The organism is Candidatus Thiosymbion oneisti, assembly GCF_004359955.1.
Lineage (GTDB): Bacteria > Pseudomonadota > Gammaproteobacteria > Chromatiales > Chromatiaceae > Thiosymbion > Thiosymbion oneisti.
The window spans coordinates 78,663-98,742 of record NZ_SMSC01000020.1 but is presented as its reverse complement, the minus strand read 5'-3'; the positions used below and the strand labels follow the sequence as shown (position 1 = coordinate 98,742).

15 protein-coding genes, 4 tRNA genes and 2 pseudogenes are annotated in these 20,080 nt (G+C 52.1%); all 21 read left to right on the top strand.

The window, feature by feature from the left end; genetic code table 11:
- The first annotated feature begins 355 nt into the window (after positions 1 to 355).
- The 21 genes and pseudogenes from E1958_RS13000 (at position 356) to tnpA (E1958_RS12900) (ending at position 20,048) form a co-directional block, all read left to right on the top strand.
- Positions 356 to 440, top strand: a tRNA-Tyr gene (locus E1958_RS13000).
- A gap of 53 nt (positions 441 to 493) precedes the next feature.
- A tRNA-Gly gene (locus E1958_RS12995) sits at positions 494 to 567 on the top strand.
- Between the two features lie 221 nt (positions 568 to 788).
- Positions 789 to 864: transfer RNA gene (locus E1958_RS12990), tRNA-Thr, on the top strand.
- A gap of 93 nt (positions 865 to 957) precedes the next feature.
- The gene (gene tuf, locus E1958_RS12985) at positions 958 to 2,148 is read left to right on the top strand and encodes an elongation factor Tu (RefSeq protein WP_133511815.1); all 1,191 of its coding nucleotides are present in this window, start codon (positions 958 to 960) and stop codon (positions 2,146 to 2,148) included.
- A gap of 107 nt (positions 2,149 to 2,255) precedes the next feature.
- Positions 2,256 to 2,331: transfer RNA gene (locus E1958_RS12980), tRNA-Trp, on the top strand.
- A gap of 270 nt (positions 2,332 to 2,601) precedes the next feature.
- Positions 2,602 to 2,979 (top strand): preprotein translocase subunit SecE, encoded by a 378-nt coding sequence (gene secE, locus E1958_RS12975; protein ID WP_089729288.1) that lies wholly within the window; start codon positions 2,602 to 2,604, stop codon positions 2,977 to 2,979.
- A 2-nt stretch (positions 2,980 to 2,981) separates the two neighbouring features.
- Positions 2,982 to 3,515, top strand: coding sequence for a transcription termination/antitermination protein NusG (nusG, locus tag E1958_RS12970; protein WP_089729287.1), 534 nt, complete (start codon positions 2,982 to 2,984; stop codon positions 3,513 to 3,515).
- A 1,542-nt stretch (positions 3,516 to 5,057) separates the two neighbouring features.
- Positions 5,058 to 5,492 (top strand): 50S ribosomal protein L11, encoded by a 435-nt coding sequence (rplK, locus tag E1958_RS12965; RefSeq protein ID WP_133512243.1) that lies wholly within the window; start codon positions 5,058 to 5,060, stop codon positions 5,490 to 5,492.
- Positions 5,492 to 6,187, top strand: coding sequence for a 50S ribosomal protein L1 (gene rplA / locus E1958_RS12960; protein ID WP_133512242.1), 696 nt, complete (start codon positions 5,492 to 5,494; stop codon positions 6,185 to 6,187). The genes rplK and rplA overlap by 1 nt, the downstream gene beginning before the upstream one ends.
- Before the next feature lie 397 nt (positions 6,188 to 6,584).
- Positions 6,585 to 7,466, top strand: a complete 882-nt coding sequence (locus tag E1958_RS12955; RefSeq protein ID WP_243448479.1) for a toll/interleukin-1 receptor domain-containing protein — start codon at positions 6,585 to 6,587, stop codon at positions 7,464 to 7,466.
- Between the two features lie 225 nt (positions 7,467 to 7,691).
- Complete coding sequence (locus E1958_RS12950) at positions 7,692 to 7,997, top strand: hypothetical protein (protein WP_133512240.1); 306 nt, start codon at positions 7,692 to 7,694, stop codon at positions 7,995 to 7,997.
- A 315-nt stretch (positions 7,998 to 8,312) separates the two neighbouring features.
- The gene (locus E1958_RS12945) at positions 8,313 to 9,155 is read left to right on the top strand and encodes an Rpn family recombination-promoting nuclease/putative transposase (RefSeq protein WP_133512239.1); all 843 of its coding nucleotides are present in this window, start codon (positions 8,313 to 8,315) and stop codon (positions 9,153 to 9,155) included.
- Positions 9,156 to 9,495: 340 nt separating this feature from the next.
- The gene (gene rplJ / locus E1958_RS12940) at positions 9,496 to 10,023 is read left to right on the top strand and encodes a 50S ribosomal protein L10 (RefSeq protein WP_133512238.1); all 528 of its coding nucleotides are present in this window, start codon (positions 9,496 to 9,498) and stop codon (positions 10,021 to 10,023) included.
- 271 nt (positions 10,024 to 10,294) lie between these two features.
- Complete coding sequence (gene rplL, locus E1958_RS12935) at positions 10,295 to 10,675, top strand: 50S ribosomal protein L7/L12 (protein WP_133512237.1); 381 nt, start codon at positions 10,295 to 10,297, stop codon at positions 10,673 to 10,675.
- Between the two features lie 306 nt (positions 10,676 to 10,981).
- Positions 10,982 to 11,380, top strand: coding sequence for a hypothetical protein (locus tag E1958_RS12930; RefSeq protein ID WP_133512236.1), 399 nt, complete (start codon positions 10,982 to 10,984; stop codon positions 11,378 to 11,380).
- Between the two features lie 532 nt (positions 11,381 to 11,912).
- Entirely contained in the window at positions 11,913 to 16,091 is a 4,179-nt protein-coding gene (gene rpoB / locus E1958_RS12925) for a DNA-directed RNA polymerase subunit beta (protein ID WP_133512235.1), read from the top strand.
- Between the two features lie 506 nt (positions 16,092 to 16,597).
- Positions 16,598 to 16,813: pseudogene (locus tag E1958_RS22045) on the top strand (TIR domain-containing protein); the annotation flags it as partial.
- 24 nt (positions 16,814 to 16,837) lie between these two features.
- Positions 16,838 to 18,289 (top strand): DUF4921 family protein, encoded by a 1,452-nt coding sequence (locus tag E1958_RS12915; RefSeq protein WP_207787852.1) that lies wholly within the window; start codon positions 16,838 to 16,840, stop codon positions 18,287 to 18,289.
- Positions 18,290 to 18,463: 174 nt separating this feature from the next.
- A pseudogene (gene tnpA / locus E1958_RS12910) lies at positions 18,464 to 18,897 on the top strand (IS200/IS605 family transposase).
- A gap of 283 nt (positions 18,898 to 19,180) precedes the next feature.
- Positions 19,181 to 19,387, top strand: a complete 207-nt coding sequence (locus tag E1958_RS12905) for a hypothetical protein (protein ID WP_207787853.1) — start codon at positions 19,181 to 19,183, stop codon at positions 19,385 to 19,387.
- Between the two features lie 229 nt (positions 19,388 to 19,616).
- A complete protein-coding gene (gene tnpA / locus E1958_RS12900) occupies positions 19,617 to 20,048 on the top strand; it encodes an IS200/IS605 family transposase (protein WP_133512234.1) in 432 nt (143 codons plus the stop codon).
- Positions 20,049 to 20,080: the final 32 nt, after the last annotated feature.

Below are 20,080 nucleotides of genomic sequence, written 5' to 3'. Positions count from 1 at the left end.
CGAAAAGACTTTTGCGACACCCTCCCGGAGGCAGAGGGAGTGAGATGCGCAGATTGTTCCGTGTGGAAGTATATATGACCGGATCATTTTCCCATACTCACATCCGGCTTGGCCTGTCCCGAGGCCAATCACTGCGGTCTCATTGCAGCCGGGTGAGTCTATTTTATCCCCGGATTACGCAGATTCTCACGGATTGTTTCATTCTTAATCTGCGAAAATCTGCGCAATCTGTGGATTAACAAGCAATGTTGAGGTTCCTCCATTACCCCAACTACGCTGCTGGCGACTGGCGACTGGCGCCGAAATACGTTTGACAGAAGACAACCGAGTTTTTTACTATGGATAGCTTGTTGTCGGAGGGGTTCCCGAGTGGTCAAAGGGATCAGACTGTAAATCTGACGGCTCAGCCTTCGGAGGTTCGAATCCTCCCCCCTCCACCAGCGTCGATTGGGGATGGCGGGTCAGGGTGGATCGCTGCCCGGCGGTTTGTTAAGCGGGTGTAGTTCAACGGTAGAACCTCAGCCTTCCAAGCTGATGGCGTGGGTTCGACTCCCATCACCCGCTCCAGTGAGGAAGTGTTAGAGCCTGTCTGGCTTACGCGTTCGTAGCGAGGGATCGAAGGGCAAAAGATAAGATTTTGCGCTCGATTGAGGCAATAGGGGCCGCTTTAACCTAAAGCAAGCGGGAAATCTGGCCGGCCTTCTCGATTCCGACCTGGATTCCGCACCTGGATTGCGCACCCGGATTCCACAGGGGAACAGCCGTGAGCCAGACAGGCTCTTAAGTACGCCCATGTAGCTCAGTCGGTAGAGCACACCCTTGGTAAGGGTGAGGTCACCGGTTCAATCCCGGTCATGGGCTCCAAATTCACCTTAGTTGTAACAAATCACGGTTGATAATAGGTCACGTGCTAAGTAGCGCACACTACGGTATTTGGTATTTTGGGGAGAGGAATCCATGTCCAAAGAGAAATTCGAACGCACCAAGCCACACGTCAACGTCGGGACGATTGGGCACGTAGACCATGGCAAGACCACGCTGACGGCGGCGATCACCAAGGTCATGGCCGCCAAGCACGGCGGCGAGGTCAAGGCCTTCGACCAGATCGACAACGCCCCGGAAGAGCGCGAGCGCGGCATCACCATCGCCACCGCCCACGTCGAGTACGAGAGCGACGCCCGTCACTATGCCCATGTGGACTGTCCGGGCCACGCCGACTACGTGAAGAACATGATCACCGGCGCGGCCCAGATGGACGGAGCGGTGTTGGTCGTCTCCGCCGCCGACGGCCCCATGCCCCAGACCCGCGAGCACATCCTGCTGGCGCGCCAGGTCGGGGTGCCCTACATCGTCGTCTACCTGAACAAGGCCGACATGGTAGACGACGAAGAGCTCTTGGAACTGGTCGAGATGGAAGTCCGCGAGCTCTTGGACAGCTATGAATTTCCCGGCGACGACACCCCCATCATCACCGGCTCGGCGCTGAAAGCGCTGGAAGGCGAGGCCAGCGCGCAAGGCACCCAATCCATCGAGCAGCTCATCGCCGCCATGGACAGCTACATCCCGGAGCCCGAGCGCGACATCGACCAGCCCTACCTGATGCCCATCGAAGACGTCTTCTCCATCTCCGGTCGGGGCACGGTCGTGACCGGCCGGGTCGAGCGCGGCGTGATCAAGGTTGGCGAAGAAGTCGAAATCGTCGGCATCAAAGAGACCACCAAGACCACCTGCACCGGGGTTGAGATGTTCCGCAAGCTGCTGGATCAAGGGCAGGCCGGCGACAACGTCGGCGTCTTACTGCGGGGCACCAAGCGCGACGAAGTCGAGCGCGGTCAGGTCCTGGCCAAGCCGGGGACCATTACCCCCCACACCCACTTCGAGGGTGAGGTGTACGTGCTGAGCAAGGACGAAGGCGGTCGTCACACCCCCTTCTTCAACGGCTATCGTCCCCAGTTCTACTTTCGGACCACCGACGTGACCGGCGCGTGCGAGCTGCCGGAAGGCATCGAGATGGTGATGCCGGGTGACAATGTGAAGATGACGGTCAAGCTGATTGCGCCGATCGCCATGGAAGAGGGGCTGCGGTTTGCGGTGCGCGAGGGTGGACGCACGGTCGGGGCCGGGGTGGTCGCCAAGGTCATCGAGTAGGATGTGGTGAGCCGGCGGGCAGGGATGGGATGCCCGCGGCGAATCGCATCGATAGAGTACGTAGGGCGGGAAAGCGCAGTGCATCCCGCCTTTAATCGTTGATTTCCAGGCCAGTAGCTCAATTGGCAGAGCAGCGGTCTCCAAAACCGCAGGTTGGGGGTTCAAGTCCCTCCTGGCCTGCCATTTTTCAGCGCGCCATTTTTCAGCGCACAGGCGAAGCACCACCAGTACCCAGTTTCATCCAATTTTGCTGGTTGTCATTTGTCATCTCGACCGCAGGGAGAGAGCTTAGCGAAGCGAGAAATCCTTGTCCCGACGAAGGAGGGAGCTTGTGACTTTGTGGTTGTCTCATCGTCAAAGATCCCTCGCTACGCTCGGGATGACAGCTCCCTTCGATCGAGATGACAGAGACTGGTTTTACCGAAAATTTTGCTGAAACGGGGTACTGGCTAGATGAATGCAAAGGCGGAGGCCGGCGCCACCGGTTTGGACACGGCCAAACTGGCGGCGGCGGCTGTTTTATTGGTGGCGGGGATCTATGGCTTCTATTATTTCGCCGCCTACTCGACCCTGCTGCGGGTCGGGGGATTGCTGGCGATCAGCGCCGTTGCAGCGGCCGTGGCCTTGCAGACGGAGCAGGGGCGGCGTTTGTGGCAATTTACGGGTAATGCGCGCACCGAGGTGCGTAAGGTCGTGTGGCCGACCCGCCAAGAGACGCTGCAGACCACTTTGGTGGTGATCGTGATGGTGCTCATTCTGGGCATCGTCCTGTGGCTCTTCGACACGATTCTCATGGCGATATTGCGGTTCCTTACCGGGCAGGGAGGCTGAGGATGGCCCAACGTTGGTACGTGATCCACGCTTACTCGGGCTTCGAAGGGCAGGTGAAGCATTCCCTGGAGGAGCGTATAAAACGGGCCGGCATGGGGGAACTGTTCGGTCCCGTGCTGGTGCCAACCGAGGAGGTCGTGGAGATGCGGGGGGGCCAGCAGCGCAAGAGTGAGCGCAAGTTCTTCCCCGGTTACGTGCTGGTAAAGATGGATCTGACGGACGATACCTGGCACTTGGTCAAGAGCGTCCCGAAGGTTATCGGCTTCATCGGCGGGACTGGCGATCGGCCAACTCCGATCCCGGACCGGCAGGCCGAGGAGATCCTCCAGCGAGTGCAGGAGGGGGTGGAAAAGCCCCGACCCAAGGTGCTCTACGAGCCGGGAGAGGTGGTGCGGGTCGTCGACGGTCCCTTTACCGATCTCAATGGGGTGGTCGAAGAGGTGGATTACGAGAAGAGCCGCCTCAAAGTCTCAGTTCTCATCTTCGGACGCTCCACGCCGGTGGACCTGGAGTTTGATCAAATCGAAAAGGGCTGAGCTCGGTAAGAACAATCGGGCCAATGGCTTGGCTTCTCACGGAAGATTTAGCCGCAAATGAACGCAAATCAACGCAAATGGATCAAGGGCCATCGATGATGGCGAGCCGATTGCAACCGATCTGCGTTGATTCGCGTTTATCAGCAGCCAAGTGCAGAATCACCGAGGTTCGGATTGAGTATGGGAAAATAATCCGGTCGTTTCGATCTATCCGCAGATTCCCGCAGATTAAAAACGAAACAATCTGTGAGAATCTGTGTAATCTGCGGACAGAAAGGTAATGTGATCCTTTACGACTGATTTGCGTTGATTCGCGTTCATTTGCGGCAAAAAATAATTTCCTGCTCACGTTTCCACGCTCAGCGTGCAAAGGAACGCAATTAATAACCATCCGGCGCAGCCAAGATCCCTTGCTACGTCAGGGACGAAGCTTGCTCCCACGCTGGAGCGTAAGGCCAGAAGAAGTAACAGTTGAAATAATGCAAAAAAAGGCACTAGAGAGTCAATTTTAATTCACAATCATCTGATCTCGGTCAGGATGAGGCCTATTTCCACCTTCAGGGCTCCGAAGGTGGACGGAAAGAAAAATCAGGTTCCATGAGCTATAACAGAATTTATCAAATTAGAAGAGTTATTTACGACAGGTATTTTATGATCCTTGCGTGCATATCTCAAACAGGTTACATCTATTCTCAGATCATCCCGGTAGAAAGGCAGTCCAATGATAGTTTGGAACTTCGATGGCATTGGATCTAGGCGCGGAGGTAATGGCATATGATGGGAGGGCTTTAAAAGGCACAACATATCCCGCTTGAGTGGAGTTGACATTATTTGCCGAAGCAGCCACGAAGCCGCAGTTCGAGATAGACCAAGTTATGGTACATGTATTATGCTTAAAGAAGACTTCCACTCGCGAATTAAGACGAAAACAAAAGAAGACATCGCATCGGCAGCGAAATGTGATTGTATGGTAATGGTTTGAAAAGCGCTCTTGGTTTTGAGTGATATTCCAGCGAAAGCTGTAAGAAACCGCTAATATCATCAAAGTACAAGGCTGGGTGGCATTCAATATTAAAGAGACGACTGCTTGACATTAGTGATGAAACCGGGTTTACCGAAAATATTTTGAGAATTGATTTTCCAGAATATCTCTAAATTATTTATCATATTATTGAACGAATTTACCAGCACGGGCTATCTATTCAGAAGGGGCACTTGTATTATTTTGCTATTGCTGGCCGTAAAATTGCCACGATATTCCATCACAATTTTTATCATCGAAGGAGGCATTATGACCCTGACCATCGCATGCACTCCGGACAACTAAAATGAAAAATGAAATAATGCGAATCTGCGTAATCCGGACAGAAAAAAAGATCATAGCGACCTTGCTTTTTTGCGGCAGATTTGCGTTGATTCGCGTTGCATTGCAACAAAAAATAATTTTCAGTCTCAGCAGAGGCATCAAATCTCCGAGCGCGTAGCGATCGGAGCAGGGGAGCCGGGTATGGTGCCCGGCGTTTGCACCCACGGGAGAATAATATGGCGAAGAAGGTATCGGCTTACGTCAAGCTGCAAGTCAAGGCCGGCGAGGCCAATCCGAGCCCGCCGGTCGGTCCGGCACTCGGCCAGCACGGCGTCAACATCATGGAGTTCTGCAAGGCGTTCAACGCCAAGACACAAAGCCTCGAGAAGGGGTTACCGATCCCTGTCGTCATCACCGTCTATGCGGATCGCAGCTTCACGTTCATCACCAAGACGCCTCCTGCCTCCGTATTGCTCAAGAAGGCCGCCGGGGTTCCCAAAGGCAGTGGTACTCCGAATATGGCTAAGGTGGGAACCGTTACCCGCGCTCAACTCGAAGCGATCGCCACGACCAAGCTGCCCGATTTGACGGCCGCGGATATGGACGCAGCCGTGCGGACCATTGCCGGCAGCGCGCGCGCGATGGGCCTGAATGTGGAGGGCATGGGGTAATGGCTAAGCCGTCGAAAAGGATACGGGCGATCCGCGAGCAGATCGAATCGGGCAAGCTATACGGGGCCGAAGAGGCATTTGGGCTGCTAAAGGATTTTTCCAAGGTCAAATTTACCGAGAATATCGATGTGGCCGTCAACCTGGGTGTCGATCCACGCAAATCCGACCAGGTCGTGCGTGGCTCTACGGTGCTGCCCCATGGTATCGGCAAGCAGGTGCGGGTCGCGGTTTTTACCCAGGGCGCGAATGTACAGGCGGCGACCGCTGCCGGTGCCGATCGGGTCGGGATGGAGGACCTTGCCGACGAGATCAAGGCCGGGAACCTGGATTTCGATGTGGTGATCGCCTCGCCGGACGCCATGCGGGTAGTCGGCCAGCTGGGTAAGATCCTGGGCCCCCGTGGCCTGATGCCGAACCCCAAGGTGGGGACCGTTACCCCCAACGTAGCGGATGCGGTGACCAACGCCAAGGCGGGTCAAGTCCGTTACCGGACCGATCGGGCCGGTATCATTCATTGTCCTTTGGGCAAAGCGGACTTCGATCCCCAGGCCCTGCGCGAGAACCTGGAGACCTTGCTGGCCAACCTGATGAAGGCCAAGCCGAGTACCGCCAAGGGCGTATATATGCGGCGGGTCACTGTCTCTTCCACCATGGGGCCGGGACTCCAGATCGATCATTCCGCGCTTTCGTTGTAGCTCTACTTTGTCACACTCAGCCTGACTTATTGCTTTGCTGGATCTTGTTATTTAAATATCTAGCAAGGCTTCGCCTCAGATCGATGAGGCGTGAATTCTTTTTAACCACAGAGGACACAAGAGCACATTCGATGTCCGCCGTCTTACTCGATGGCGTTAAACGCGATGGGGTCTTATACTCTATGCGCTCTGTGTTCTCTGTGGTGAATAAAGAGAGGTCGTAACGGCTCGTACCATGCTAGAGAGGCTTCGCTTTAAAATTGGTAAGGCGTGGATTTTTTGTGCAGCGCACAAACTTGACTCATTTGTAAAGATTCGGATCCCTCAAAGAATCCTATGGAAGGCATTCTTCAAGGTCTCCATTTATGCATATGAGGAGGGCTGATCCGTGCATGTGATGGTGAGCTATTCCAGTCAGGATGCGGAAATCGTTGAGCAATTTGCTGAGATACTACGCAAAAATGACCTTAATGTGTGGCTCGACAAGTGGGCGATCCACTTTGGTAGCGATATTGTTCAGGAAGTTGAAAAGGGTATTGATGATGCCGAATTTCTGATCCTAATGCTATCCCGCGCAAGCATCGAGTCAGGTTGGGTAGAAAAAGAATGGCGATCGAAATTTACCAAGGAATTGCAGCAGAAGAAGACAAAGGTCATTTGCGTAAAGCTTGAGGATTGCGAGATACCTACTCTGCTGGCGTCCAAGAAATACGTCGATGCAATCGGTGACCCAGAAAAAGCAGCTCACGAACTGGTTGATGATATCAAACGGCAGTTCAACTGGCAGTTAAACGCTCCATTTGTTGATATAATTAAAGACGTTGCTCATCTCATGATGTACAGAAAAGGAACACCGTTTACTGATGTAAAGCAAGAGTTTGAGGCTCTAAGCGTCAACCCTGATGAGCCCGAATTGGCATTCAAAATACTCTCTTTGTTGCTACGAAATAAGGAACTGACGTATGAACTTATATTGGAACGGACCGACCAACCGCATGAGAACGACACGCAACCACAAAATTTTGGCGACCATGTTAATCGCGTAATGCAGGCATCTTCGCAAGTACGTCGCCATGAAGTTGAATCGAAAATTAAACAGGTACAGGAGATAATCACTACAGCTGATACTTTAGCCAAGTCATTAGCGGATCTGCCTGTTGATGTTTTTAATGTCCTTTGGAATACGATTGTCAACAAATCTGCAGACGAAAATGAAGACGTCGAAAGCAACCTTGAGCTACAGCAACAAATTTCCAGGAATGGTAACAGCAATGCATAATAAGGGCAGCTTGAAAAACACGATTTTCATCAACGGAACACTTCGATATCAAATAAGTTAAAGTCTCTTGATCGGTGAAAATGGCTGTTTTCAGGGTGCCTTATGTCATTTCAACAATTCAAAGCCAACAGCTTTCCTAAATCACATTATGCAAACCGAAGAAAATATAGGTTATTATTATATTGGTTGATAGCGATTTTTATGATTTCCTGTGGGGCCAAAAATATGAAAACTTATCAAGAGAACCAAATCCAAGAACTTTATATCAAGGAGACGGCTGATGGTACTTTGATACTAACAGTGATGCCTATGCTGGAAACGCTTTATTCATGCCCTGGTGCTATTCTTAAAGAAGAAGATGATGCAATGTTGGTAGAATTAGTGCGCTGCCGCATAAATACCAAATGCCCCGTCGATGTTGTCGCAACACCGGATCCTGCGAACCCTGGTAATTACAATATAGCTCTTCCAAATACAGACAGAGCCGTTAAAATTGATTACCATTCCGGAGCCATTCAAATCTGGCCGTAGGGCTCGGAAAATGAAGCCTGTGTAGGATGCGATGAATGTCCGTCCGGGTGTAGGGATGCACCGGCAGGCGGCGAACCGTATCAATCATGACTTGTGTTCATCTGTACCTGCCTTTGTGGTTTTTCGGTGCGACTCGCTTTGATGCGGTTCGCTGCCTGCTCCTTGTCTACCGTACCTGTCCCATCCCTGGGGGATAGGTGGAACCAGCGCCGGCAGGCGTTCCTGGAGTGGTAGGCAGGCGCTCACCGCATCCTACAATACTGACCGTACAGGATTTCATCAGTAGTATTGACATTCAATAAGTCGGAGTCGGGCATGCGGGTTGAAGACAAATACCTCAATCCCTTTACGGATTTTGGTTTCAAGAAATTATTCGGTCTGGAGCCGAACAAAGATCTACTGATCGATTTTCTCAATGAACTGCTGCGTAGAGATGAAGGAGAAATCAAGGATATTACTTACCTTTCACCGGAACAACTGGGGAGAACCATAGGTGAGAGGAAGGCCGTTTTTGATATTTATTGTGAAAACGAGCAGGGTGAAAAGTTCATCGTCGAGATGCAGAAGGCAAAGCAGAATTATTTCAAGGACAGAAGCATTTACTATTCGACCTTTCCAATTCAGAGTCAAGCCCGAAAGGGGGGTTGGGATTTTGAATTGAAATCGGTTTACACCGTTGGCATACTGGATTTCGTCTTCGACGAAGACAAGGGCAGTGACCAGGTCTTTCATCATGAAGTGCAATTATTCGATAAAAGCGTACAGGCTGTTTTCTATGACAAATTGACCTATATTTATCTCGAAATGCCGAAATTCACTAAAACGATCGACGAATTGGAAACCCATTTCGACAACTGGCTTTATGTACTGAAGAATCTCGAGAATCTGACAGATAGACCCGTGAAGTTACGGGAAAATATCTTTAACAAGCTCTTTGAGCAAGCGGAAATTTCAAATTTCAACGATGACGAATATGGTGAATATGAAGAGAGCTTGAAGACCTATCGTGACCTGAAGAATTCAATTGATACGGCGAGAGAAGAGGGCGGAAGAGAAGAGAAAATCGCGATCGCCGAAAAATTGAAGCGACAAAATGTACCACCTGGGATCATTTCTCGAAGTACCGGTTTACCAATAGAAGAAATCGAGAAATTATAACTGAAACAGCTGTAAAGGATTTTTCGGGCATCCTGCTACGAGAACCGAAATTCGTCTCGCCATTCGGCAAGATGAATATTGGTTCGAGTGGCGGGGTGGCCGTCAAAGACCGCAGGTGCCTTCTCGTCGGGCAGGGAACTTTCCGGCGTCGGCTTAATGGTTCCAGCCTGCGTAGACGGTGCTCCTGAATCGGAGTGGCACGCAAGCGCTGACCGCCTCCTGATGAGGGTGCATGGGTGGACTTCCCGCATAAGGCCGGGGAACAGGCCGGGTGTCGGGTCGGCCGCCGAGAGGACCTAGGGTCTGGACCCTGGGCAAGTCAAATCGGGAGGTGACGACTATGGCGCTGAGTTTTGCCCAAAAAGAGGCGATCGTCGCCGAGGTCGCGGAAGTTGCGAAGACCGCCTATGCGGCCGTCGGGGCGGAGTATCGGGGCTTGACGGTGGAACAGCTGACCGCTTTGCGGGTCGAGGCCCGCAAGGCCGGGGTCTATGTCCGCGTGGTCAAGAACTCATTGGCTAAACGCGCGTTCGCCGGCACGGATTTCGCCTGCATGGAAGCAGGTCTCACAGGTCCGCTGCTCCTTGCCTTTTCGCAGGAGGATCCGGGGTCCGCGGCACGCTTGGCCGAGGCATTCGCCAAGGGGCACGATCGGTTCCAGGTCAAGTTGATCTCTATCGGGGGCAAGCTGCTGGATCCCTCTGAGCTGGGTACCTTGGCGAAGATGCCGACCTACGACGAGGCGATCAGTCAGCTGATGGCCGTGATGAAGGCCCCGGTCCAGAAGCTCGTGGCAACGATCAACGAGGTCCCGGGCAAGCTCGTCCGCACCCTGGCCGCGATTCGCGACAGTAAGTCAAAAGCCTAGTACAAGGGTGCCGAAGTATCGATAACATCGGGTCGATTTTTCCTTGGGAATTATTTTTGCCGCAAATGAACGCGAATTGACGCAAATCGGTCGCAATCGGCTCGTCATCATCGATGGCTGTTGATCCATTTGCGCTCATTTGCGTTTATTTGCGGCTAAATTTTCCGTAAAAATCCTGCCAGCTCAATGTTATTCGGTAGTGGTACTGCCGCTCAGATCGGTTCGGGCAACCTATCAAACGAAGAAGATTCTTGAATTCAGGAGAAATCAAATGGCTGTTTCAAAAGAAGAAATACTGGATGCCGTCGCCAACATGACCGTGATGGAGGTGGTGGAGCTGATTGGGGCGATGGAGGAGAAGTTCGGCGTGACCGCTGCCGCCGCCGTGGCCGCTGCTCCCGCCGGCGGCGGTGGTGGCGAGGCCGCGCCGGAAGAGGAGCAGACCGAGTTCGATGTGGTGCTGGCGTCCTTCGGCTCCAACAAGGTAGCCGTGATCAAGGCCGTCCGCGCCCTCACCGGCCTGGGATTGAAGGAGGCGAAAGAGGCAGTGGAAGGTGTCCCGAACACGATCAAGGAAGGGGTGTCCAAGGACGAGGCCGAAGAGGCGAAGAAGGCATTGGAAGAGGCCGGTGCGACGGTCGAAGTGAAGTAAGGCGACTGCTGTCTGAAAGGACATACTCGCGCGTAGGTAGTGGTAAATTTCAAGTGGTAGCTTAGAGTGACTCATTGACAACATGGAAGTCCTGTCAACTGTCAGGTAGGTTCCCACTTGTTTACCGATGTCGTTCTCCTTCATCCTCTATCCCTTTGTGTCTTTGTGTCTTTGTGTGATGTTTGATGAGGGTCATCATAGATGCGTTTTTTCTCACACAAAGCCACGAAGGCACAAAGGAAGGCGAAGAATGATTGAACCGCAAAAACGCGGAGAATGTTAGGCTCAGGTGACGGGAGGGATGATATGTGTAGTGTTGATGTGTGTAAGTATGCAGAAGAACTTCGTAATAGTAGTAACGAGTCTGATTTTACGTTTTCCTATGACTTGTGTTTATATCGAGCAAAGGTCTATAAATCTGGGAAGATGAAAGTTAAGAAGATATGTACTGGTGTTCCTAGTTTAATAGGTGCAGAAAATAAAGGTACTAAAGATAACCCAGGTTGGTATTATAAATTTAAAGTCGATTCTAATAATTACAAATCAGTTGAAATGTTGCTTCATCCAAAAGAATTCTCATCGAATGTAACATTCAGCAAGTCAATATTAAATAAAATCCCAATCATATTTACCGGAACTAAGGGTGACTTTGAGTTATTTATTAGAAGTGAAATGGAAGGTTTCGATTTTAGTGGCTATCATTAATTCCATATACGGTATTCAATTTGCCACCGAATGCTCATGTACTTTGGGCGGTCAGATGGTTTATTCGTTAGGCTACCAGCCGATTGCCGTTTCCGATACGGCCGCTTGACCGTGTTTAGGGTTGGCAGGTTTTATCCATCACAAGTTGGTAGTGGTAATTAACTGATAGAGCGGTTGATAGTCCCAAAAGACTTCGGTCCACCGAGCCGCACAGCGGCCTAACCTACCCTCTACCAGTTAAAGGTTTACCACTGCCCCTTTAGATTTATAACCATGTTCGTCGAGTCGCTACAGATCATGGACTATCCGGTATGAAAAAAGACAACGCAAAGACGCAAGGTCGCCAAGACGCAAAGGGAAACAAAAATAATCTTTGCGTCATTGCGTCCTTGCGTTAAAAAGGCGCTGACACGCCGTTCCACATGCGGGAACTTATGGAATATTGAGGGGCGAAGCAACCAGTGCTGTCGGCCATGTTCCCACTTAAACATTAACCACTATCTAGCGAACCGCATCATAGAGGGAAGTCAGCATGGCCTATTCGTTCACCGAGAAAAAGCGCATTCGCAAAGATTTCGGCAAGCGTTCCGGTATCTTGGATGTACCCTTCCTGCTGGCGACCCAGATCGATTCCTATCGGGCCTTCCTGCAGGAGACTACCCCGGCGACCGAACGTGAGGACACCGGTCTGCACGCCGCCTTCAAGACGGTCTTTCCCATTGAGAGTTACTCCGGGAATGCGGTGTTGGAGTATGTGAGCTACCGCCTCGGTGAGCCGCCCTTCGAGGTACGTGAGTGCCATCTTCGCGGTGCCACCTTTGCCGCCCCGTTGCGGGTACTGCTACGCCTGGTGATCTACGACAAGGATGCCCCCGCCGGCACCAAGGCGGTCAAGGACATCAGGGAGCAGGAGGTCTACATGGGCGAGCTGCCGCTCATGACGGAGACCGGCACCTTCGTCATCAATGGTACCGAGCGGGTCATCGTCTCCCAGCTCCACCGCTCTCCGGGCGTGTTCTTCGACCACGACAAGGGCAAGACCCACTCTTCGGGTAAGCTGTTGTTCTCCGCCCGGGTGATTCCCTACCGTGGCTCCTGGCTCGATTTCGAGTTCGACCCCAAGGACCATGTCTTCGTCCGTATCGACCGCCGTCGCAAGCTGCCGGCGACTATCCTCCTGCGGGCCCTGGGCTATTCCACGGAACAGGTCCTGGAGCGCTTTTTCGATACCGACAGCTTCCATCTGAGCGCAGACGGTATCGAGCTCGACGTAGTGCCCGAGCGTCTTCGCGGTGAGACCCTGGGCTTCGATATCACCATCGGTGACCAGGTCCTGGTGGAGACCGGACGCCGGGTGACCGCGCGCCATATCCGGGAGTTGGAAAAGGCGGGAGTGAAGCGCCTTTCGGTGCCCCCCGAATTTCTGCTGGAACGCACGCTCGCGCGCACGGTAGCCGATTTAGAGACCGGAGAAGTGCTGGCGGAGGCCAACACGGAGCTGACCGAAGCCTTGCTCGAAAGCTTACGGGAAAAGCAGGTCGAACGTGTCGAGACCCTGTTCGTGAACGATCTCGACCATGGGCCCTATATCTCCGAGACCCTGCACATCGACCCGACTACCAACGAGCTGGAGGCCCAGGTCGAAATCTACCGCATGATGCGCCCAGGCGAGCCGCCCACCAAAGATGCGGCCCAAAACCTGTTTCACAACCTGTTTTTCGCCGCGGATCGCTACGACCTCTCCGCGGTGGGGCGGATGAAGTTCAATCGGCGCCTGCAGCGGGATTCCGAGGACGGGCCAGGTATCCTTTATGATGGCTGCTACTTCGCCCAGCGTGGAGACGGGCCGTCCCAGCGGCTCTATGAGAAATTCGGTGACGTTTCCGACATCATCGACGTCTTGAAGGTGCTGGTCGAGCTCCGGAACGGCCACGGTAGTGTGGACGACATCGACCACCTGGGTAATCGCCGTATCCGTTGCGTGGGCGAGATGGGGGAGAACCAATTTCGCATCGGCTTGGTGCGGGTGGAGCGGGCCGTGAAGGAGCGTCTGTCTCTGGCGGAATCCGAGGGACTCATGCCGCAGGAGTTGATTAATGCCAAGCCGATTTCGGCGGCCATCAAGGAGTTCTTCGGCTCCAGCCAGCTCTCTCAGTTTATGGATCAGAACAACCCGCTCTCCGAGGTCACCCACAAGCGCCGTGTCTCGGCCTTGGGCCCCGGCGGCCTGGCCCGGGAACGGGCCGGTTTCGAGGTCCGCGACGTGCATCCGACGCACTATGGGCGGGTGTGTCCCATCGAGACCCCGGAAGGACCAAATATCGGTCTTATCAACTCCCTGGCGGTGTACGCGCGAACCAACCAGTACGGCTTCTTGGAGACGCCTTATCGCAGGGTAAACGGCGGCCGGATCACCGATGAAATCGATTATCTATCCGCCATCGAGGAAGGCAACTATGTCATCGCGCAGGCCAATGCGTCCCTCGACGATCAGGGGCAGCTTACGGATGCGCTGGTTTCCTGCCGGCACCTGAACGAATTTACCCTCAAGGCCCCGGAAGAGGTCCAGTATATGGACGTCTCTCCGCGCCAGATCGTATCGGTGGCCGCCTCACTGATCCCCTTCTTGGAGCATGACGACGCCAACCGCGCCCTGATGGGTTCCAATATGCAGCGCCAGGCGGTGCCCACGCTGCGCACCGAGAAGCCCCTGGTGGGTACGGGCATGGAGTGGGTCGTGGCCAAGGACTCGGGGGTCACCGTCGTGGCCCGCCGCGGCGGCGTGGTGGAGTCCGTGGACGCGGCGCGCATCGTCGTGCGGGTCCACGACAAGGAGGCGAATAAGACCCCGCACGAACCGGGTGTGGATATCTACAATCTCACCAAATACATGCGCTCCAACCAGGATACCTGCATCAACCAACGTCCTTTGGTGTCTCCCGGCGATACCATCGAGTGTGGTGATGTGTTGGCCGATGGGCCTTCCACCGACATGGGCGAGCTGGCATTGGGCCAGAACCTGCGGGTCGCCTTCATGCCTTGGAACGGTTACAACTTCGAGGATTCCATCCTCATCTCCGAACGTGTGGTCCTGGAGGATAGGTTCACCAGCATCCACATCGAGGAGCTCACCTGTCTCGCCCGTGATACTAAGCTGGGGCCGGAAGAGATCTCCGGCGACATTCCCAACGTGGGCGAGTCGGCCCTTTCCAAGCTCGACCAGTCCGGTATCGTCTATGTAGGCGCGGAGGTGCGGGACGGCGATATTCTGGTCGGCAAGGTCACGCCCAAGGGGGAGACCCAGCTCACACCGGAAGAGAAGCTGCTGCGGGCCATCTTCGGTGAAAAGGCCTCGGATGTGAAGGATACCTCCCTGCGTTTGCCCTCAGGGCTTTCCGGCACGGTGGTGGACGTCCAGGTCTTCACGCGCGACGGAGTGGAAAAGGACGAGCGCGCGCGTCAGATCGAGGAACAGGAGCTCGAACGCGTACGCAAAGATCTGGACGATCAGCTGCGCATCATGGAGAACGATACCTTTCAACGCATAGAGAGGCTGCTGCTCGGCAAGGTGACAGACGGCGGACCCGGTAACCTCAAGGCCGGCAGCAAGATTACCAAGACCTATCTGAACGGCCTGGCGGAGCAGGACTCCAAGGAAGAGTGGCTTCAGATTCGGTTGCGCGCCGAGGGGGCGGCCAGCCAGCTCGAGGCAGTGGCGAAGCAGATCGGTCAGCAGCGCGAAGACTTCCGCGAGCGCTTTGAAGCGAAAAAGCACAAGATCATCCAGGGCGACGATCTGGCCCCCGGGGTGCTCAAAATGATCAAGGTCTATGTGGCGGTGAAGCGTCGCACCCAGCCCGGCGATAAGATGGCCGGTCGCCACGGAAACAAGGGCGTCATCTCCATGATCGTGCCGGTAGAGGATATGCCCTTCTCGGCCGACGGTGAGCCGGTGGACATCGTCCTGAACCCCCTTGGCGTGCCCTCACGCATGAATCTGGGCCAGATATTGGAGACGCACCTAGGCTGGGCCGCGCACGGCATCGGCATCAAAATCGGCGAGCTGCTGCGTGCAAAGGCCGAGGTCACCGAGCTCAGGACCTTTCTCGACCAGATCTACAACAGTAGCGGTAGACAGGAGGAGCTGGCGAACTTAAGCGACGAGGACATCCTGGTCCTGGCCCGGAATCTGACCAAGGGCGTGCCCATGGCCACGCCGGTGTTCGACGGGGCATCGGAAGAGGAGATCCTCGCCATGCTACGTCTGGCAGGCCGGGACAATAGGGATGAAGGGATTCCCATGGGCCAAACCCTACTTTATGACGGACGCACGGGTGATGCCTTCGAGCGGCCCGTTACGGTCGGACACATGTACATGCTCAAGCTCAACCATCTAGTGGACGACAAGATGCATGCCCGCTCCACCGGGCCTTACAGCCTGGTTACCCAGCAACCCCTGGGTGGCAAGGCCCAATTCGGCGGCCAACGCTTCGGCGAGATGGAGGTGTGGGCACTGGAAGCCTATGGTTCCTCCTACACCCTCCAGGAGATGCTCACTGTCAAGTCGGACGACGTGAATGGGCGTACCCGCATGTACAAGCATATCGTCGACGGCGATCATCGTATGGAGGCGGAAATGCCGGAATCGTTCAACGTGTTGGTGAAGGAGATCCGTTCGTTGGGGATCAATGTGGAGCTCGAGCAGGATTAAGGTTCGGTCGTGTTTTAAATCCACAGCCCGTAGCCCGTAGCTGGGTTAGGCGCGTGCTGAGATGTCGGCGTGTTCCGGGCAGGTTGAACGCGCCGTAACCCAGCCATGTCGAACCACAAAGGCGCAAAGGACACAAAGAAAGGTGACGGATGATTGAACCGCGGAGACACGGAGAACGCAGAAGACAGGACTACGAATCACGCGAATCGGGAACCACGAATTAACACGAATTAGGATTCGTGTTTGTTCGTTTCCATTCGTAGTTTTATCTGTTGGCTCCCACGCTCCAGAGATTGTGAAAGAATTCACCTTATCAATCTGTTAAACAGATTTCACAGTTGTTCATCGAAGATTTTGTTGAGGTTTTGAATGAAAAATAAAACGGATATCTTTATTAGCCATATTAATGAGGAGCGAGATCTCGCATTATTGTTTAAAGAGCATATTAGAAGGGACTTCCTTGCGCTGCTCTCTATCTTCGTATCTGCTGACAATGAGAGCAATCCATTAGGGACCGACTGTGTTCAAATATCAATGACGCCCTTCGTACCTCAAGCATATTTATCGTCCTTTGCAGTCCCAAATCGGTTTCTCGTCCATGGATAAATATAGAGTATGGTGCCGCTCTCATTCGTGGGGTTCATGTTGTTCCCGTATGTCATTCTGGATTAAGCCCTGAAGAATTACCTACTCCACTTAACCGCTTACAGGGTTTTTCAGCGCTCGATATCCGACGGTTAAAGGACTTGTATCAAGAGATAGCAAAATATCTCAACGTGGCATCGCCTCCAGCTGAGCCCACAGGGTTACGTAATGCGATACTGGATTTTGAGCAGCACTCTATCGCGCAAAGGCCGATAGCGAAAATGACCACAGAAATTCCTGCAGAAGAAGAAAGATATCTAGATTTTTATACTCATAAAAAGGATGGCACAACGAAGCAAACTAACCCTTTTACTGGAACAGTTGTTTGGACCATGCCGTCACGATCGGTAAAACGAATTTCGGCCAATAAGAAATATGTTGCTGGAGAACATCATGGTTTGAAACCGTTAAAAGATTGTGTGTTTTGTAGCGCAAATTACATGGAAACACCTCCTGAAAAGGCACGTATAGTAAAAGGTGATAATTCTCTTTTGCGGCGTATTGGACCGCACGAAATATTCGACACGATCGCAGAGTTTCGAAGAGTACCAAATCTCTTCGAATTAGTTTCTTTCGATTACTGGGCGAAAAACTACGATTACGAGCTTTCTCCGGATCTCGAGGAGCATAAATCTCGTTATCTATCTACAGCAACAGGTAGAGAACATGTTATCCGCATGATAGATTTGAAACTAGAACACGATGTAGTGCCAAAAGGTAAAATATGGGCTATGTCCGATGCCGAGAAAATGATTATGGCAAATGCATTTTTTGGTGGAGGGCATGAGTTAATAATACCCGAGCGTCATACGTTACTACATGATCAAACAAAGGTATTCTCTTCTGGTGACATGACTCCAGAGGAACACTATAGGTATTTTTGTTTCACCATCGACGGCATAAGGGATATTTTCGCGCACATTCGATATGCCCCTTATGTAAGTGTATTTCAGAATTGGTTACCGGAAGCAGGTACATCCGTAGAACACCTTCACAAACAATTGGTAGCCATTGATGACAGGGGGGTAGCAATTCGGCGCGAGTTAAAACAATTAAGGAGGAATAAGAACGCATACAATGATGATGCAGCAAATTTCGCTGCTTACCGCAATCTAATGTTAGCGGAGAATGATCATGCTATTGCCTTTGTTGATATAGGACATCGTTACCCTACGGTGGCGATATTCTCAAAAAGTCGAAATACAAGACCTCAGGAACATGAAGACGAAGAAGTTCGAAGTGTTAGCGATCTTGTTCATGCTTGTCATGCGGCTATAGATAGAAATATCCCGTGCAATGAGGAATGGTACTATCAGCCGAGGGATTTAAGCGACCCCATACCCTGGCACATTCTAATTAAGTGGCGGCCAAATGTTTCTGCCGGATTTGAGGGAGGAACTCGTATCTATATTAATCCGATTACTCCAGAGGATCTTCGGGATCAAATAGTCCCAAAACTATTCGAATTGAAGAACAGTAGTAAGATTTCAACATTTCCTATCGCCTTTGAGTGTTCTTGCGAAACTAACTGTCTGCGATATGTAGAAGGTTAAGGCATTAATAAATAATCTGCCTAATATGGTCTATAATCATCCTGGTGGGAATATGACGCCACCAAATGAAGATCAAGATCTCACCGGTCATTTTATTGTCCCAGCCCGCTAGTCCAAAACTATGCACTTTAGTGCAAGGCTTTAGCTGCTACACAGGTATGCTACAATTAGCTAATGAGTGATCAAAGACGCGGTAGTCATACGGTTAGCATTTTGATGGTCCATATTGTATGGGTCACTAAATATCGTTACCCAGTATTAAAGGAAATATTCAAAAACGATGCCGAGAACTTATCATTCAGGTATGTGATGCGGAAGATGTTCATATTCTGAAAGGAGTCGTAAGCAAGGATCATATACATATACATGTTGAATATCCGCCGAGGTTATCAATAAGCGATTTTGTAAAGCGGGTTAAAGGAAGGTCATCACGTCTTCTTCAAAGCGAATTCCCAGAGCTAAAAAAACGATATTGGGGAAAGCATTTTTGGGCGATAGGGTATGGTGCCTGGACAACAGGGAATGTAACGGACGAAATGGTTCAAGAATACTTGGAGCATCACCGTCACCCATCCAATATGGATACAGGAAACATTATCCTGGAATGATTTAGTCAGGCGGGCAAATTCCTCAAGGTCGAAGTCCGTAGGTTGGGGTTCGTCCCTCATCCCAACCTACACGGGCTAGCAAGACAACAGAGGTGATCTATGAATACTGACTTAATAGTGCTGTACAAGCAGTTGGATGACATGAAGCAAACGGAAGAAGGGCCGTAGGCTGGGGTGAGGAACGAACCCCAGCTCTTTATGGCTTATAGAGGAGGATAGCCTACAACGAGGACGTTGGCTTTTGATAGGTGTAAGTGAGGCGATTTAAACATCGGAGATACTAATGATAGAACTTCAACCAGATTATATTGTTGACGAGAATTTAAATAGGAGAGCAGTAATACTCCCATATTCGGAATGGGAAAACATAATCGAAGAGATAGAAGAGTTAGATGATATTAGAGCCTACGATAAAGCCAAAACTGAAGCTAATGATATTATCCCATTTGAACAAGCAGTCAAAGAAATTGAGCGTGGTATGGTTAAGTGAGTTATACTTTAAAAATCAAGAAAAATGCTCAAAAATCATTGGCAAAGATATCGCAGCTACATCAAGCGAAACTTTCGGAAAGCAGGTCGTGTCAAACTTTGAAATGTTAACCATAAACGGGAAATCCCGCGGCTTTGCCGGGGAGACAGTAAAAGTTTGACATTTCCGGGAGTCCATCTGGGACACTCCAATCGTGAGCCGGCAAGCACACGACTGAGAGGAGGTCCCGATGGACGAAGCCAAAAGCTTAAGCCACTCCAGGTGGGCGTGTAAATATCATGTGGTTTTCATCCCGAAATGTCGACGCCGGACTTTGTACGGGCAATTGCGACGGCATCTCGGAGAGGTTTTCCACGAGTTAGCTCGACAGCGAGAGAGCCAGATCGAAGCGGGGCACCTGATGCCTGACCATGTTCATATGCTGATTTCAATCCTGCCGAAGTATGCGGTGTCGCAAGTGGTTGGGTACATCAAGGGGAAAAGTGCGATCCACGTGGCGCGTGTGTATGGCGAGCGCAAGCGCAATTTTGTTGGCCAGCACTTTTGGGCGAGGGGATATTTTGTCTCGACGGTAGGTCGTGATGAGGGTGTAATCCGAGCGTATATCCGGCATCAGGAAGCGGAGGATCGGCGACTTGAGCAACTGAATCTGTGGAGCTGATTGACCGCCTTTAGGCGGTAGTCACTTGTCGG

Bases quoted from the DNA above. Each gene is read 5' to 3' on its own strand.
- rplJ (WP_133512238.1), top strand. From the start codon at position 9,496: ATGGCGCTGAGTTTTGCCCAAAAAGAGGCGATCGTCGCCGAGGTCGCG.
- tnpA (WP_133512234.1), top strand. From the start codon at position 19,617: ATGGACGAAGCCAAAAGCTTAAGCCACTCCAGGTGGGCGTGTAAATAT.
- rplA (WP_133512242.1), top strand. From the start codon at position 5,492: ATGGCTAAGCCGTCGAAAAGGATACGGGCGATCCGCGAGCAGATCGAA.
- E1958_RS12930 (WP_133512236.1), top strand. From the start codon at position 10,982: ATGTGTAGTGTTGATGTGTGTAAGTATGCAGAAGAACTTCGTAATAGT.
- rpoB (WP_133512235.1), top strand. From the start codon at position 11,913: ATGGCCTATTCGTTCACCGAGAAAAAGCGCATTCGCAAAGATTTCGGC.
- nusG (WP_089729287.1), top strand. From the start codon at position 2,982: ATGGCCCAACGTTGGTACGTGATCCACGCTTACTCGGGCTTCGAAGGG.
- tuf (WP_133511815.1), top strand. From the start codon at position 958: ATGTCCAAAGAGAAATTCGAACGCACCAAGCCACACGTCAACGTCGGG.
- rplL (WP_133512237.1), top strand. From the start codon at position 10,295: ATGGCTGTTTCAAAAGAAGAAATACTGGATGCCGTCGCCAACATGACC.
- rplK (WP_133512243.1), top strand. From the start codon at position 5,058: ATGGCGAAGAAGGTATCGGCTTACGTCAAGCTGCAAGTCAAGGCCGGC.
- E1958_RS12950 (WP_133512240.1), top strand. From the start codon at position 7,692: ATGAAAACTTATCAAGAGAACCAAATCCAAGAACTTTATATCAAGGAG.
- E1958_RS12955 (WP_243448479.1), top strand. From the start codon at position 6,585: ATGGTGAGCTATTCCAGTCAGGATGCGGAAATCGTTGAGCAATTTGCT.
- E1958_RS12945 (WP_133512239.1), top strand. From the start codon at position 8,313: ATGCGGGTTGAAGACAAATACCTCAATCCCTTTACGGATTTTGGTTTC.
- secE (WP_089729288.1), top strand. From the start codon at position 2,602: ATGAATGCAAAGGCGGAGGCCGGCGCCACCGGTTTGGACACGGCCAAA.
- E1958_RS12905 (WP_207787853.1), top strand. From the start codon at position 19,181: ATGATAGAACTTCAACCAGATTATATTGTTGACGAGAATTTAAATAGG.